This window comes from Streptomyces sp. CB00455 (genome assembly GCF_001905445.1).
Lineage (GTDB): Bacteria > Actinomycetota > Actinomycetes > Streptomycetales > Streptomycetaceae > Streptomyces.
On the sequence record NZ_LIVQ01000019.1, the window covers coordinates 1 to 14,963 of the forward strand.

Genomic DNA, 14,963 nt, shown 5'->3' on the forward strand with positions numbered 1-14,963 from the left:
GAAAACGACCTCTTAGAGGCCCCTTGCCTACATAGCGGATCCGACCGCCGGGGCGAACGGCTCGGGAGCGTACGACCCGCGCTCAGAACTCGACGACAACTTGGAAGAGTGCGGGATCGGCGATGGCGAAGTCAGGGGAGGCGGACAGGCTCTGTTGGAAGCGGGGGTCGTTGTCTGCTGTGCGCGATGCTTCGGGACTGTCCCAGTGCGCGATGCTGACCAGCTGGAAGCGAGTGTCCGGGTCCACCGCACGGTGCAGCCGGCTGTCCCGGAAGCCGGACGCCTTGCTCATCAGCTCTGCGCGGCCGAGCAAGTGCGGCAGGAACTCATCGATCCGCTCGGCGGGCAGTTCGAAGGCATTGACGAGGGTGATTCTCGGCCCTTCGCCTGAATCGTTTCCCACTGCGCGGAATTCGGCCGCCACCTCATACCATCCGCCGTGCACGGTGGCATAGCTGGCCGTGGTGGCCGCCGACGCGGTGAAGCCGGGATTCGCCAGCGCCTCGTTCCGGGCTTCGATGCTGTCCCAGTGCGCCACATTGACCAGGCCGAGCCGGGACTCCGGGAACAGCCTGCGGTGCAGCCGCGCATCCCGGAAACCGGGGGCGGCGTGGATGAGTCCCACGCGCTCCCGCCAGCGTGCGATGGACTCGTCGATCCGGTCCTCGGGCAGTTCCCACGCGTCGATCAGGGTGATTCCGTTATCAGTCACCGCACCATCGTGAAACCTCGACCACACTTCAGGTCAAGATGATCCGGTCACGCTACCCGGCGAGCGAAGCAACTACGTCCACAATCCTCCAGCACATGATGGGGCTGCTTCGCCACCGGCCAGCCCATCACCCGATCCCTGATTGCCGACCACTGACCCGTTGGAATCGATCATCTAGGGTCCGTGAGTCTCCGTAGCCGGGTGTTTGGGCGGCTGCGGGTATTTCGGGGTGAGAAGGGCGGCTGGCTGTGGGGGAGGGGTGCCCCGGCGGCTGTCCGGTTTGCCGGATTTTGGGTTGGGTGTGGCTGGGACCGTGCCCGCGCCGTCGCGGATGCGGTGCGTGAGGCGCACGGACGCTGGTGCCGTGGTTGGCGGGGAGCAGCTGCTGCCGTGGTGGGGCCGCTGCCGTCCCTCTCGCTCCGCTCGTGCACGCATCGTCGTGGCCGGACGTTCGCCCTCAGAACGGGAAACGGGGCGACCCATACGAGTGAAGCGACGCTCCCATTCCGGCGCTCTGCGGGGCTTGTGTGGTTTCCGGGGTCGGATGAGGTGCCCGCGGCCGATCCGGAACAACACGGCCGCCTACAGGCGGTCTGCGTCGCGTGTGATGAGGTAGGTCCGCGCGAGATTGCAGCGCGCGTAGACAAGGGGGCAGGAATGCAGGGCACCGTACGACGAGGGTCGTGGCGGAGGGCGGCGGGCGTCACCGTCGCAGCGCTGACGGTTAGCGCAGGATCGGTGATGCCTGCGGCAGCCGACACGGACCCGCCGGACTACCTCACGGTCATGAAGGCTCAGGAGATGTAGAAAGTCGCAGACGGTAGTGGCATCACGGTGGCCGTAGTCGACAGCGGCTTCAAGGAAGTCCCGGGCGTGCATAGCGAGTCCGTCCTGCCGGGCGTGTCGGTCATGTCACCGCCGACCGAGCAGCCGGACAAGAAGTACCCGCCGCACGACGATGTCGACGGGCACGGAACCACCATGACCGCAGCGATCGTCGGTGACGGCTCAGGAGGCGGCCCGCAGGGCCTGGCTCCCGGCGCCAAGGTCATGCCCGTCCGCACCAGCCTCGGCACGACCATGGCCTTTGCCGCAGGCTTTGAGGGTGCCACGGGGATTCGGTACGCAGCCGACCACGGAGCCAAGATCATCAATTTGAGCTGGGGAGACCACTACGCTTTCGACAAGCTCAAGCCGGCTGTCCAGTACGCCCAGAGCAAGGGGGCACTCGTCTTCGCTGCCATGGGAAATGAGGGGGAGGGCAACAACGCGAACAACCTGCTCGCCATGGTGCCGGGAGTCATCGGTGTAGGAGCCATCGACGAGACCGGCGAGCCGCTGCAACTCAGCTCCCACGGGCCGGACACGGACCTGTCCGCATACGGCAGCAAGGCCCCGATCCGCTGCCAGGACAACACCGCCTGGTGTGTGAAGGACGCAGGCACCTCGTACGCCACTGCCCTGGCCTCCGCCTCCGCCGCGCTCGTCTGGTCGGCTCACCCCGACTGGACCGCAAATCAGGTCGCTCGCGTCCTCATCGAGACCGCCGGCGGCCCCGTCGATGGCGCCAAGCGCAACGACTGGATCGGCTACGGGGCGGCCCGCCCGCGCATGGTGCTGTTGGAGAAGGCGGGAAACCCGGGGGCGCCTGACGTCGACCCCCTGGCCGCTCCGGCCCCCGCGAAGACCCCCACCCCCACCCCCAGCACCGGGCAGACCGCTGCGGCCCCGGCGGAAGCTGCGGAAGCGGGCCTGCCCTGGCAGTGGCTGGCACTCGGCACCGTCGTCGCCGTAGGCCTCGGCCTCGGGTTCATGGTGACCGTCAAACGCCGTCGCGGTTGACCCTTTAGCGGCCGCTGCCAGCGGTGATCCCTGCGGTCCGGCCGCGCACCCGCTCCCGGTCGCCTCTCACTCGGATCGCGGACGATGGGCCGGGTAGGACGAGAGCCCGTGCGCGGCCGACGGGCGGGCACGGGCTCTCGTGGGGAAGGCGTGGTTCAGCCGCCCGCCGGATAGCTCGACAGCCGGTTGTCGTCCAGGACCTCACGACGAGGTAGCGGAATCCTCATACTCAGCCGAACCCCGGGTGACACCAAGCGTGCTGTGCCGGGCGAGGTGACAAGTAGTGCGCCGAGTTGATGACAACTACCGTGCTTCGAGCAGGTGAAACCCCATGTCGAAACCGACCTGGGTTGTCCTGTCTCAGGCGAACTGGTCCGGTTCGCTTGCCGTCTCAGATGATCTGGTCCGTGCCACCGGAACTTGAGCGCGCTGGTCCGAGAGCTGAGCAGGACGAGACACGGCGCGAGCACCATCAGCAGCCGCGTAGCGCGAAGGTGGGGCGGCCCGGGCATCAGACGTCATTGCTACAGTCGGTGAATGGCGAGCTGGGACAGGGGCGGTGTACGCGCTCAGATACGGGACATGGCGGCACGGGACCCGGAGCAGTCGCGTTTTCGGGGCGGCCACACACCGGTACGAGCTGGCGCCAGCTCTGCCGGAGGCGGAGATCAGGACGTTCGAGGAAGCAAGCCCGTTGCCCACCTCCGCGACAAAGGACCGGCACCCCGCCAACAGGTTGATGCCGTGGACTTTGCAAGCCCGCACCACCGGCCTCGCCGCCGCCCTGCTGCTCTGCGCCGTCACCGCCAGCAACAGCAACGCGTCACTGGACGTTTCGGCTGTGGCCGTGCCTGGCGGGACGTTCATTGCGTTCCGCGGATGGAACTGGCGTGCCCGGAGTGCCGAGGCCGTGTCTTCGCCCGGGTCTCCCAGCAGCGTTCCCGGCACGGCCGCCCCCGGCGGAGCGCAAGCGCCTGCGAGCCGCGCACGGCCTGCCGATCGATGAGGTGGCCACCGCGCTGCAGGTGCGCCGAGCCACAATCAGCGGGTGGGAGTCCGGGAAGACCGTGCCCCGCCTGCCGGAGCGCGACGTCTACGCCCGACTCCTGGACAAGCTCGCGAAGCTCTACCCCGCTCCGGCCAACACGGCCTTCCCCGCCGAGGACACAGTGCCGGTCACGTTCACCAAGGCGCCTGTTCCGGCACCGTAGGCCGAAAGTCTGTCCACAGGCGCGCCTGAGGCTCCGTCCATGACCATTTCCGAAAGTACCCAGCTCCGCCGGCCGCTCCGGTAGCCACGTCCCGCCCGGCGAACAGAACAGCAACGTGGGGTCATGGGCAACACGCAGCATTCGCACGGCCGGGCGGCACACGGCTGGTGCTCGCTGCACCGGCCTCTCTCCCAGCATCGACCCCAACGCACTGGCCTCCACGGAAGACTCGGTGGGTAACCAGTGGATGCAGAAGGGCCATCAGCGGCACCGAGTGCCCCGGCCTGCTGGCCCACATCCGCGGACTCCGCTTCATCGAGATAGCCGTTCGACACCGCGGCACCCCTCGCCGCCACCGAACTGCTGCACTCCGTGGACGCCTGGGCGGCGTCCACGCCGACCCACGCCGCTGCCCCCCCACGCATTTCCCCGTCTGGCCGCTACCTCCTGGCCCGTATCTCCAACTGTCGCGCATCTGGACCGGGAACCGCGACGACCGCCTGGTCCCCGGCGGCAGGAACCGGATTGATCGATGCGCTTTTCCAGGCTCCGCAGCGGAAGAGGTTCGGGGGACGCTGGCCCAAGCGGGCTGAGTGGGGGCGTGGCTTAGTTGGACGATGCCAGTTCCCGTCATGATCCCGCAGGCGGCGGCAGTCCCTACGAGCGCTCGGTCCCTCTCGCACTGTCCAGTAAACATGCAGGTCAGAAGCTTCTTGGAAAACCCGAAGGGGACTGGAGGGACTCAAGGGACTGAAATCTCCAGTTCCTGCGATCACGGGTGCGTGTGTATGTGCCCGCGCGTATGGCGTGTCCCCAGCGCTGGATCGCTCATAACTAGGCTTCTTCAGTCCCTTCAGTCCCTCCAGTCCAGAAAACATGCCTCTGAGCTGGTCTTTTACAAGGGGACCGAAGAGGACTGAGGCATGTCCAGTCCCTTGGGACTTCATGCCAGTCCCTACGGACGGGGGCAACGACCGAGCCGACACGCCCGGGAGGTCGAACCCCGCCGTTGGGGCAGCGATCCCCGCGATCCTTGGGGTCAGGGACCGAAGGGACTGAGGATCCGATACAACAGCGCCGCCATGACCGCCCACTACGGTAGGCTCTGAAACTCATTTGAAAACTCGGTCCCTTCAGTCCCTCCCCGAGGCTCTTCGATGCCTTGACCAGCGCATTTACCTCAGGGACTAAAAAACGCTGTTGGGTCCCTCGACGAGGACGATCAACGTGCCGCGCCATAGCGAGACCACAGGCTCATCAACATCCGAGGGCGCCAGTCCCTTCGATGTGGCCATGTGGTGCGCCTCGAAGGGATGGCCTGTACATCCGCTCGCGCCGGGCCGCAAGACACCAGCTGCCAACTGTCCCGATTGCCGGGAGCACCCCCACCCTGCCAAGGAATGCCCCTGCACAGCCCAGGGAAAGTGGTGTCACGGCTTTCACGCTGCTACCACCGATAGCACCCGCCTTGCCGCCTGGTGGAGTGCGCAGCCAGCTCTCGGTGTCGGGGTGTCTTGTGGCCCGTCAGGCCTGGTCGTCTTGGACGTTGACGCTCACGGCGCTGAAGTACCAGACCGCAGCCGGCTACTGCCGGGCATCGTGATCCACCAGCGAGTCAACCTGACCGGACTGGCATCCGGGTTCGACACCCTTGCCCTTCTCGCGGCCTACCGCAGGCAGCCTAATCCCGCAGAAGACGACACCACACTGCGAGTCAAAACCCCCTCAGGGGGACTGCACATCTGGTACCAGACCCAGGCGCGCTACCGCTCCTCGACGGGCTCAAGCCCCAAGGTGGCCCTTGCCTGGCAGGTCGACGTCCGGGCCAACGGCGGCTACATCGTCGCCCCCGCAACCCGGACTGCTGCGGGCACCTACCGCCCCCTAGGTGAAGCTCGCCTGCCCGCCCCCCTACCCCAATGGCTCGCCGCCGAGTTGGAACGTACGGGTCACGCAGTCGAAGACCACCCCCAGCAGATTTCCAGTCCCGTACCTCGCCTCTCTCCGGTCGCAGGCCCTGCAGGAGCCTCCCGCCTACTGGCGCCCTTGCTCACCGAGGTCCACGACTGCGCCACGGTCCCGCACGGGGCTAGTTTCACCGAGAAGCTCAACCGCGCCGCCTACACAGCCGGGGGCTTGGTCGCCGCCCGCCATCTGACGGACTCACAGGCACGCGAACTCCTGACGGCCGCTGCTGACCACGCACGCCCTCACCAGACTCACCGCAGCCTTGCCATCATCACCTCCGCCCTGTCCGCCGGAATGAGCCGGCCGTTTCACCTCAAAGGACACCCATGAGCAGCGCCGACGGCCCGCGTTTTGACGCCACAGCCGCCGCCCAGCAGATGCTCGACTTCCACCCATTGCCGGGGCCGGCGAACCTGCCTGCACAGCAGCGCACGACTACCGTGCATGAGCCGAGCCCCCCAGTCGGCCAGTTGCCCGGTCTGCTGTCCGACCGAGGCAACGCCAAGCTCTTCGCTGTGATGTACGGCGACCAGTTCCGCCACGTCGAAGGGCTGGGCTGGTACCACTGGACCCAATACCGCTGGAAGCGCACAGGAGGAGAGAAGTCCGCCGTGTGGGCAGCTGGCGATATGGCCGAGCAGATGCCCGCCACCGATCCCACCGGCCTGTTCAGCGACCGCGACCTGGCCGCTCACCGTCGCAGGTCCATGTCGACACCAGGCATCAAGGCCATGCTGACGCAGGCGAAAGCCTCACCCGCGCTCGCGCTGGACCCCGATGTCCTGGACGGCGACCCATACGCACTGTGCACCCCGGGCGGGGTCGTCGACCTCCACACCGGGCAGCTGCGAAAGCCCGACCCCGAACGCGACATGCACTCCCGCGCCACGAGTGTCGCGCCCGAGGCCATGCCCACCCCGCGCTGGCACCGCTTCATGCACGACACCTTCGGCGAGGACGACAAGGGACTGGAGACGATCCAGTTCCTCCACCTGCTCCTGGGCTACTCCATCACCGGTGACGTCGGCGCCCAGGTCCTGCCTTTCCTCTACGGCACCGGCGCCAACGGGAAATCCGTGCTCCTGGACGTCATGACGCAGATCCTCGGCGACTATGCCCAGGCTGCCCCGCCCGGCTTCCTGATGGAGAAGGGCAAGTTCTCCGAGCATTCCACCGAACTCACTGAACTCCACGGCCGGCGCATCGTGGTGTGCAGCGAACTCAAGCCCAACGACAAGTTCGACGAGTCCCGCGTCAAGCTCCTGACCGGCGGAGACCGCATCATGGCCCGCCGCATGAGGCAGGACTTCTTCAGCTTCAACCCCACCCACAAGCTCTGGCTATTGGGCAACCACCGCCCCGAAGTCGGCACCGGCGGCCACGCCTTTTGGCGCCGGATCCGCCTCATCCCCTTCGAACGCGTTGTCCCCGCCTCACGCAAGATCGACAACCTCGCCAAGGAACTCGTCCAAAGCGAAGGCCCTGGCATCCTGCACTGGCTCATCGAAGGCGCCCAGCACTACCTCGCCACACGAGACCCGCTCACCGGACCCGCTTCCGTCCGCACGGCAACCCAGGCATACGCCACCACCGAAGACCACATCGGCCGCTTCCTCACCGAGTGCTGCGCCACCGACGCCGCAGCCGGCCGCGGAAATGACCGGGGCGGCGACCTCAAAGTAGAGCAAGGCCTCCTCTACGCCGCCTACAGCAACTGGTGCAGCACAGGCGAAGGCATCCGCCCCGCCACCGCACGCGCCTTCGCCACCCGGGTCCGACAAGAACTCTCCCTCGCCTCACCAGCCGACATGATGAAATCCAGCGGCAAAAAGTACTACCCCGGACTCGCCCTGCTGACCGAAGACGGATCCGAGCCCGCACATGTGTAACCCAGGCGCCCTACGCACGCGCACTGCACAAACCTACGATGAAGCCGGCACCCCCGCCGGAAATCGACCCCGTCCAACCGACCCCGGCCACCACCAGGCCACCGACAACGAAAAGGGGCTGCGGCCATGAGCTCGCTGCTGAACGAGAGCGACCTCCTCCACGAAAGCTCCGTGGTGTGGCTGGAGAACCCCGACGACCTCGACTATGTCCGCCAAGCACTCGACAAGACGGCGCGACGCCGAGGCAAGCCTCGCTACGCCAGAGACGGCCGTATGGTCGGCTACAGCGAACTCGACGAAAACGCCGAGGCCGACCCCGACAGCGGCCTCCAGCTCCGCCGCGTCTTCTTCCTTCTGCCGCACGACCGGGACACCGAACCCGACGGCCTCTACCAAGAAGGCGCACCCGGCGAAGCCGTCGACCCGCGCACCATCGAACCCCGCCGAGTGGGGGAGAAGACCCCCCGCTCCCAAGGAGGCCCCGACGCGGCGATAACTGCCACCACGGCACGCAGTACGCGCACCGCCCAAGACCGGTGATCCCAGGAAAAAGCCTAGAGGCGCCCGAGAGCGCAGCCAAGAAGGCGACCTCTACAAGGAAGCTGACGCGCAGCGCTTGAGGCCGTGGCGGTACGGCCTTCAACTCAGCCCGAGCCCATCTCGGTGCCGCTGTCGCGAGCAAAATGGTGCTGCTCTTCTCGGTGCAGCGCCGTCGCCCGCCGTAGCTGTTCATCCACGAGTGCGTTCGGTCCACGACCCACCGCTTGCCGGCCTGAATCGGGACGGGCACGCCCTTGCGGGTGATCTCACTGGTGAAGACCAACTGGAGCAGAGCGCGTGCCAACGACGAACCTCCAGCCAGGACTACAAGCACTTGGTGATGCACGTCCGCACTCTCGGGGGAGGGGCGCAACTCTGGCAAGGAACCAAGACGAGCCGAGAGCGAGAGCGCTGCCGTCTCCGAACGGCCGGGACGAGGTATGGGTGGGCAGCTTGGAGGGTTCGCCTGCTCAACTTGGCAAGCCTGGCGTTGGGGTCGCGGTGGGTGTGCAGCTGCCACTCCCACGGCCTGAAGTATTCGGGTCGCTGAGGTGGGAGGCGCGGGACAAAGGAACGCCAGGAGCCTGGCATTGAGCGCAGCGGCTGACGGGGCAGACGCTCACACGAGGGTGAAGGTCAGTTTCTCCTCCCGTGGGTGATTTCAGCGCAGATCGGTCAGAACACCTGCGTGTGCTGCTTGTCGCCTCCCGCGAAGCGAGTAAGGTAACCGGCATGACCGCCCCTTACGACCCGGCCGACAGGGAAAAGGTAGTCGCGAAGCTCCCTCTCGCCCTGCGTCAGGAACTCAAAGTCCGTGCAGCCCAACTCAGCGTGGGCATTCAAGACGCTGTCACCGAAGGCATCCACGCATGGCGAAGCAACCCTGACGCCGCCGCGCCCGTCGACACCTCGGGCGGCCAGTCCTTCGCCACCTACCTCCCCGCCGGCCTGTACGACGACTTCAAGAAGGACTGCAAGTCCCGCTCGGTCGCGTACAACCAGGGTCTGGCCCAGTCGATCCGGCTTTGGCTCGATACGCATCAAATGCCGAAGCTCGTCCGACCCGCGCAGGTACGCAGATTCGTCGTCTGCAACCAGAAGGGCGGCGTAGGCAAGAGTGCTGTCAGCAACGGCCTCTCCCAGGCATTGGCCGAGGCCGGCGCCCGCGTTTGCGTCATCGACTTCGACCCCCAGGGTCACCTGACCCGGCACCTGGGCCACACTCCCCTCGGTATCAAAGAACCGAGCCTGGCCAAGTACATGCTGGGCGAGGCCGACGGTGACATCTCCGACCTGCTCATCCCAATCGAGTACGACCCATTCCTGGGCCGCCTCTTCCTGCTGCCGGCGTGCAAGGACGCCTTCCTCCTGGACGCGAAGCTGGCCACCACGCGCAACGTCCGGGTCAAGGAGACCGCGCTGGAGAAAGCCCTCGAAGAGCTCGAGAAGCAGTTCGACTACATCGTGATCGACTGCCCGCCAAGCCTGGGCTACACCATGGACACCGCGCTGTACTACGCGCGCACCCGCGATGGTGAAGACCCTCGGGCCTCGGGGCTGGCCGTCGTGGTGCAGGCCGAGGACACCTCGGCCGACGCCTACGACATGCTCCTGGAGCAAATCGAGGACATGGAGGACGACCTCGACGTGGTGGTCACCCAGCTCGGCTTCGTCGTGAACCTGTATGACTCTCGGAAGGGATTCATCGCCACCTCGTCGCTGGAACAGTGGCGAGGGTTCACCCACCCACCTGTACTCGTCGTCATTCCCGATGTGAAGGAGCAGCGCGAGGCCGTCCGCCTGAAGCGCCCCCTCCTCGAGTACGCCCCGGACTGCGAGCAGGCCATCGCCATGCGCGATCTGAAGAAAGCACTGACGAAGTGAGCAAGAAAGACCTCCTGGGCAGCGGAGCCTCCTTCTCCAGTGCACGCCGCCCGAGCGAACGCAGCGAACGCGGCCGTGCCAAGGCCATGGCTCAGGGAGAAATCCCCACCTACGAGCTCGCCAAGTTCCGCCTCGACCAGGTCGCCCCCACCCCCCTAAACCCCCGCAGGAACTTCGGCTCACCCGAAGACCTCACCCGATTCGGCGAGGAGCTACGCCAGGCCCAGTTGGCCGCATGCGTTGCGGTCTCCCGCTCTGCCTACCTGGCACTGTGGCCCGACCACGAAGCCCTCATCGGGTCGGCCGAGTACGTCCTGATCAACGGCGAACGCCGATACCGCAGCGCCGTTCACGTCGGACTCGAGAGTCTCGACTTCGTCGTACGCGACGAACTCGCTCGGACGCGAGAGGACTTCATCGACCACCTCCTGTCGGAGAACCTCGACCGGGAGGACTTCGACGTGATCGAGCGCGCCCGCGGCGTGGCCCAGCTGGTGGAGATTTGCGCCGAGGAGAAGGAGTTCGGTTCGAAGTCACGCGCGGCCGCACGGCTGGGCAAGTCGCCAGCCTGGGTGACCTATCAACTCTCGCTGCTGGCACTGCCCGACGAGATTCAGGCCATGCTCAGCTCGGGAGACGTCGCAGAACGCGACGGACGCGTGCTCGCCCGCGTCCTCAAGGACGATCCCTCATTGGGTGCTGCGGATCTCCTCGCCATGCTGAAGACCTCCAAGGAGAAGGAAGCCCGAGTCAAGGAGCAGCAGCAAGCGATCCTGCGCGCTGCGACCGAGGCAACGCCAGCGCCTCCCAGCCCTCAGGGGCCTGTTTCACTCCCTTCTCCCTCCCCTAACAGAGATCAGCCGACGGTAGTTGCAACTGAACCTTTGACCGCGTTTAAAGGATCAGCCACTCCGGCCCCTGCCCCCACTCCTCTCCAAGCCGATCCCGCCCGGCAGGCTTCGGCGGTGGAAGGCTCACCCTCCGCACCCTCCGCACCCTCCGCACCTGCCGCACCTGCCGCACCTGCCGCACCTGCCGCACCTGCCGCACCTGCCAGGGTGCAGCCCCCAGAAGCCGAAGGCGTTACTCGGGGCACCGAAGGATCCTCAGGCATGGCCGAAGCGACACTTACCCTTACGCCCACTGTGGTGGACGAGGAAGGGGAATCGCCAGACACTGAATTCCTGGTCGACCTTCGCTCGCTTCCCCGGGTGCCGTGGCACGACGGCGAGGCTGTCGCAGAGCTCGTCTTCGAGAAGATGGACAGGGCTCAGTGGGCAGTCCTCCTAGAGAAACTTCTCGAAGCGCACACCGATCACTGAGACCTCCTCGCCCAGGATTGACCTTTAACCGTGGTTAAGAGTCGAGCAGGCAGTGGAGTTGGATGTGCAAAGAGGAGGGGCCCCACCAGCCAGAGTTGGTGGGGCCCTCTGGTGTCTCCCCGCCCGCATGATCGGCCCCAGCGACGTTAGTCGACCCAGTCACGCTGGGCGCGTGGACTGGATTGGACGTGACGGAGTTCCGGTACCGAGCGCGTGCCAGCGAAGACTGACGTGCTGTTTCACAACGCGGGATGTCGGACCGTTTCTGGCTCCGTCGAACAGTTCTCCTTTCCTATAGGCATGACCGGGGTGCGGCCGGCCGCCCCACACGCGACGCTGGCTGAAGACCAGCGTTCTCGCTCATCGGGGTTGGAGACATCGATACACGGGTGCCGTGAACCAACGGGCCGATCCAAAGGACGTTTGCTCGGCGCCTTGGCCATGGTCGGTGTCCTAGCAGTGCAACATGTGAGTCGTACGACGGCACCGCAGTGCCGGGTAGCAGCGACAGTGCTTCTTTCGACGCGCCGACTGAAGCCACATCCGAGAAACCGTCTGCCGAGCCCAGGACACGAACCGCACCTCGGGAGTCCTAGTCGGCATCTGGAGCCCGGAGGAAACCTTCGTCAGGGCCACTGACCCGCCGACCTCGCGACCGGGGCACCCCTGCGGACGGACATGCCGTTCAAAATCGCGAGCCAGACCAAGACCTTCACCGCCAACCTAGTCCTGCAGCTTGCGGGGGAGGGGAAGGCCGCCCTCAAGGACCACATCTCCAAATAGATGGCGGGCGTGCCCAACGGGGACCGGATCACGCTCCGACAGCTCCTCAAAACACCAGCGGTCTCGCAGACGGTGTCACCTCGCCCACCGTCCGGGCCAAGATCACCACCGGCTGCACCGCCTCTGAGCTCCTCTCGGCCGAGGGGAAGGGCAGCTCCTGAGCAATCCCGACGCCCTCGGTTTCGCGTTCTGCTTTCGCCGCCCGGCTCCCCTTCGCCGGTAGTGGCCGAACTTGGCGGACATCGCGTGCCCCGAGGAAAAGTCCTGATGACCGCCGTCAAAGATCAAGTGATCAAACGATCCCAAAACGGATCACTGTTGGCCCGCCGTTCATGGGTCAGTTTCCACCTGTCGCCGAAAGACCTTTAACCGCGGTTAAAACCCCGAATGGGTGGGGGCGGCAGCCGCTCGGCTGGCCACGGCCGGGTCTACGGAGGTGAACGGCTGGACGCTGAGGTGCCTGCCGGCACCCGAGCGGGGTTCGCCCTGCGGGCGCAGACCGAGCTCTCAGGACACCCCGTCGGCCCACCGCCCATGTGGGCCCGGGCTGCCCTGCAGGTGGCGACCGGCTCGGTAGCCATGTAGAGGACCCGGCGCTGTGACTGCCGGTAGGCCCGCAGGATCGTCCGGATCGCGGCCGGGGCTTCAGAGTGAGCTCAACCTAGACGGCGATCAGGAACCGCGAGGTGGGTTCGACGACGACTAGGGCGCCTATCTGGTTGTGATCAATGGGTGGTCCCTCGGATGCTCCCGGGGCGGCCTCACCCTGCAAGGTTCACCTCGCCGGTGAAGGCAGACGCCGCCCTCTGGCTCTGCTGATCGCCCCGGGCCAGCGGGGCGACGCCCCGCAGCTCATTCCCGTCATGGAACGAATTCGTGTCGGGCGCCAGGGCGGTGGGCGCCCGCGTACCCGACCAGACCATCTCGGCGGCGATAAGGCGTACTCCTCCCGCCGTAACCGCCGCTACCTGCGACGACGCCAGATCAAGCACACCATCCCTGAACCGAGGAACCAGCGAGCTGACCGTCGGCGCCGGGGCAGCAAGGGCGGACGGCCTACCGGCTTCGACAAGACAATCTACAAGCGCAGGAACGAAGTTGAGCGGACCATCTGGGCGCTCAAGAACTCTTGCGCAGTGGCCACCAGGTACGACAAGAGGGCCTACGTCTTCCACGGCACGGCCACCCTTGCCGCCATCCGACTTTGGCTTCGCCCATGACTCGCCGGACAAGCCCCAGTCCTGACCTGGACCCGCCACGCGCGGCCCTGACCTGCGCTTCCCTGCACGGCAGTCGCAGTTGACGCATCACGGCACGCTCCGGTTTGCTGGGCCGATGACCGACCTTCGCATCCACCCGGTGGACAACGACGCCTCGATTCACGATTGGCAGTACGCCCACAACCTGATCGTCCCCGGCGATGTGCTGTCGCTCGACGCCGTGCGCGAGCGCACAGGCCGCAACCGCATGGAGGTCGCCTACCTCGGCGACGCCCTGATCGGCTGCACCACCGTGCGCCCGCCCACCAAGGACAACGGCGCCACCGCCACGGTCATCACCCGCGTCTTGCCCGAGTACCGTCGCCGCGGCCTCGGTACCCGACTCTACGAGCGCGCCCTGGGGCAGGCCCGTGCGCTGGATGCCAAGGTGATCGAGACCGTGGTACTCGCATCCAATGCGGATGGGCTGCACTTCGCGGAACAGCACGGCTTCGCCGAGTTCGAACGCTATCTGCTGCGCGAGGGCGACACTGTGCCCTGGATCGACCTGCGCTTGGCCTGATCCGCCGGACACGCCCTAGTGACCTGAGTCTGAGGTTTGTCGTTAGTTCGGGTATGAGTCGTCCTGGTCCGGAGATTCCGCCGTTGTTGGTGACCGGTGCCCAGCGTGCTGTGCTGGAGGGCTGGTTACGTCGTCGTTCGACGGCTCAGGCTCTGGCTCAGCGATCACGGATCGTGCTGGAGTGCGCAGACGGCCGCTCGATCATGGAGGTGTCCCGTCGGCTGCGGATTGCTCCAGACACGGTCCGCACCTGGCGGCGGCGCTTCCTGGAACACGGCTTGGACGGTCTGTGTGACGAGCCCTGGCCTGGTGTACCGCGCAAGATCACCGATGCCGATGTGGAGCGGGTGATCGTCAGGACACTCGAGGAGAAACCGAAGAACGCGACCCACTGGTCGACGAGGTCGATGGCCGCGGCGACGGGGATGTCGCAGTCGACGGTCTCCAGGATCTGGCGGGCGTTCGCGCTCGCCCCGCACCGTTCGCAGACTTTCAAACTGTCGACGGACCCGTTCTTCATTGACAAGGTCCGCGATGTCGTCGGTCTCTACCTCGACCCGCCTGAGAAGGCCCTGGTTCTTTGCGTGGACGAGAAGTCGCAGATCCAGGCCTTGGACCGGTCCCAGCCGGTGCTGCCGATGATGCCCGGTGTTCCAGAGCGCCGCAGCCACGACTACATCCGCGCCGGCACCACCACCCTCTTCGCAGCCCTCGAAGTCGCGACGGGCAAGGTGATCGGTTCACTGCACCGATTTTTCAGATAGTTTGCGCCGCCTCTGGTGCCCCATCTTCTTACTGGCGCCTCGTACGTCTTGCTTTCAAGGGCGCCCACCTGGGGCGAAAGGGATGGAGTCGGCGCCTCTCGGAATGAGACAGACCCTGCGGGATGAGACGGGCAATACGGTTCTCCCAGGCGCATCGTTCGACACATACACACCTCGATGCCCTCCATTGATGTCTGGAAGCAGGCCCAAATCGGGAGCAGGCGGGCTTCGTCGACGAAAACGACCTCTAAGAGGTCGTTTTCATC

The 14,963-nt window shown here is 66.1% G+C and carries 9 protein-coding genes and 4 pseudogenes; 11 read left to right on the plus strand and 2 right to left on the minus strand.

The features are described from left to right. Nucleotides 1-82 precede the first annotated feature (82 nt). A complete protein-coding gene (locus tag AMK16_RS33885) occupies nucleotides 83-712 on the minus strand; it encodes an antibiotic biosynthesis monooxygenase family protein (protein ID WP_073921177.1) in 630 nt (209 codons plus the stop codon). A gap of 828 nt (nucleotides 713-1,540) precedes the next feature. Between AMK16_RS33885 and AMK16_RS33890 the strand changes: the two genes are divergently transcribed. The 5 genes from AMK16_RS33890 (at nucleotide 1,541) to AMK16_RS33910 (ending at nucleotide 8,162) form a co-directional block, all read left to right on the plus strand. Then, complete coding sequence (locus AMK16_RS33890; protein WP_107417324.1) at nucleotides 1,541-2,554, plus strand: S8 family serine peptidase; 1,014 nt, start codon at nucleotides 1,541-1,543, stop codon at nucleotides 2,552-2,554. A 1,007-nt stretch (nucleotides 2,555-3,561) separates the two neighbouring features. After that, nucleotides 3,562-3,765, plus strand: a complete 204-nt coding sequence (locus tag AMK16_RS33895) for a helix-turn-helix domain-containing protein (protein ID WP_338014539.1) — start codon at nucleotides 3,562-3,564, stop codon at nucleotides 3,763-3,765. Between the two features lie 1,287 nt (nucleotides 3,766-5,052). Then, complete coding sequence (locus AMK16_RS33900) at nucleotides 5,053-6,063, plus strand: bifunctional DNA primase/polymerase (protein ID WP_073921179.1); 1,011 nt, start codon at nucleotides 5,053-5,055, stop codon at nucleotides 6,061-6,063. Beyond that, the gene (locus AMK16_RS33905) at nucleotides 6,060-7,622 is read left to right on the plus strand and encodes a DNA primase family protein (protein WP_073921180.1); all 1,563 of its coding nucleotides are present in this window, start codon (nucleotides 6,060-6,062) and stop codon (nucleotides 7,620-7,622) included. The genes AMK16_RS33900 and AMK16_RS33905 overlap by 4 nt, the downstream gene beginning before the upstream one ends. A gap of 126 nt (nucleotides 7,623-7,748) precedes the next feature. Beyond that, nucleotides 7,749-8,162: a DUF6009 family protein gene (locus AMK16_RS33910; protein WP_073921181.1), complete on the plus strand. Its 414-nt coding sequence runs from the start codon at nucleotides 7,749-7,751 to the stop codon at nucleotides 8,160-8,162. Between the two features lie 147 nt (nucleotides 8,163-8,309). Here AMK16_RS33910 and AMK16_RS37985 read toward each other — a convergent pair. Then, nucleotides 8,310-8,457, minus strand: a pseudogene (locus AMK16_RS37985) (IS5/IS1182 family transposase); the annotation flags it as partial. A 437-nt stretch (nucleotides 8,458-8,894) separates the two neighbouring features. On the opposite strand from AMK16_RS37985, the gene AMK16_RS33915 reads away from it, so the two are divergent. From AMK16_RS33915 to AMK16_RS33940, 6 genes and pseudogenes are all read left to right on the plus strand, one after another. Then, complete coding sequence (locus AMK16_RS33915) at nucleotides 8,895-10,046, plus strand: ParA family protein (RefSeq protein WP_073921182.1); 1,152 nt, start codon at nucleotides 8,895-8,897, stop codon at nucleotides 10,044-10,046. Beyond that, a complete protein-coding gene (locus AMK16_RS33920; protein ID WP_073921183.1) occupies nucleotides 10,043-11,368 on the plus strand; it encodes a ParB/RepB/Spo0J family partition protein in 1,326 nt (441 codons plus the stop codon). The genes AMK16_RS33915 and AMK16_RS33920 overlap by 4 nt, the downstream gene beginning before the upstream one ends. 654 nt (nucleotides 11,369-12,022) lie before the next feature. Next, nucleotides 12,023-12,151: pseudogene (locus AMK16_RS33925) on the plus strand (serine hydrolase); the annotation flags it as partial. Between the two features lie 736 nt (nucleotides 12,152-12,887). After that, nucleotides 12,888-13,371 (plus strand): annotated as a pseudogene (locus AMK16_RS33930) (IS5 family transposase); the annotation flags it as partial. Nucleotides 13,372-13,486: 115 nt separating this feature from the next. After that, nucleotides 13,487-13,933, plus strand: coding sequence for a GNAT family N-acetyltransferase (locus AMK16_RS33935; RefSeq protein ID WP_073921185.1), 447 nt, complete (start codon nucleotides 13,487-13,489; stop codon nucleotides 13,931-13,933). Nucleotides 13,934-13,986: 53 nt separating this feature from the next. Beyond that, a pseudogene (locus AMK16_RS33940) lies at nucleotides 13,987-14,682 on the plus strand (IS630 family transposase); the annotation flags it as partial. Nucleotides 14,683-14,963: the final 281 nt, after the last annotated feature.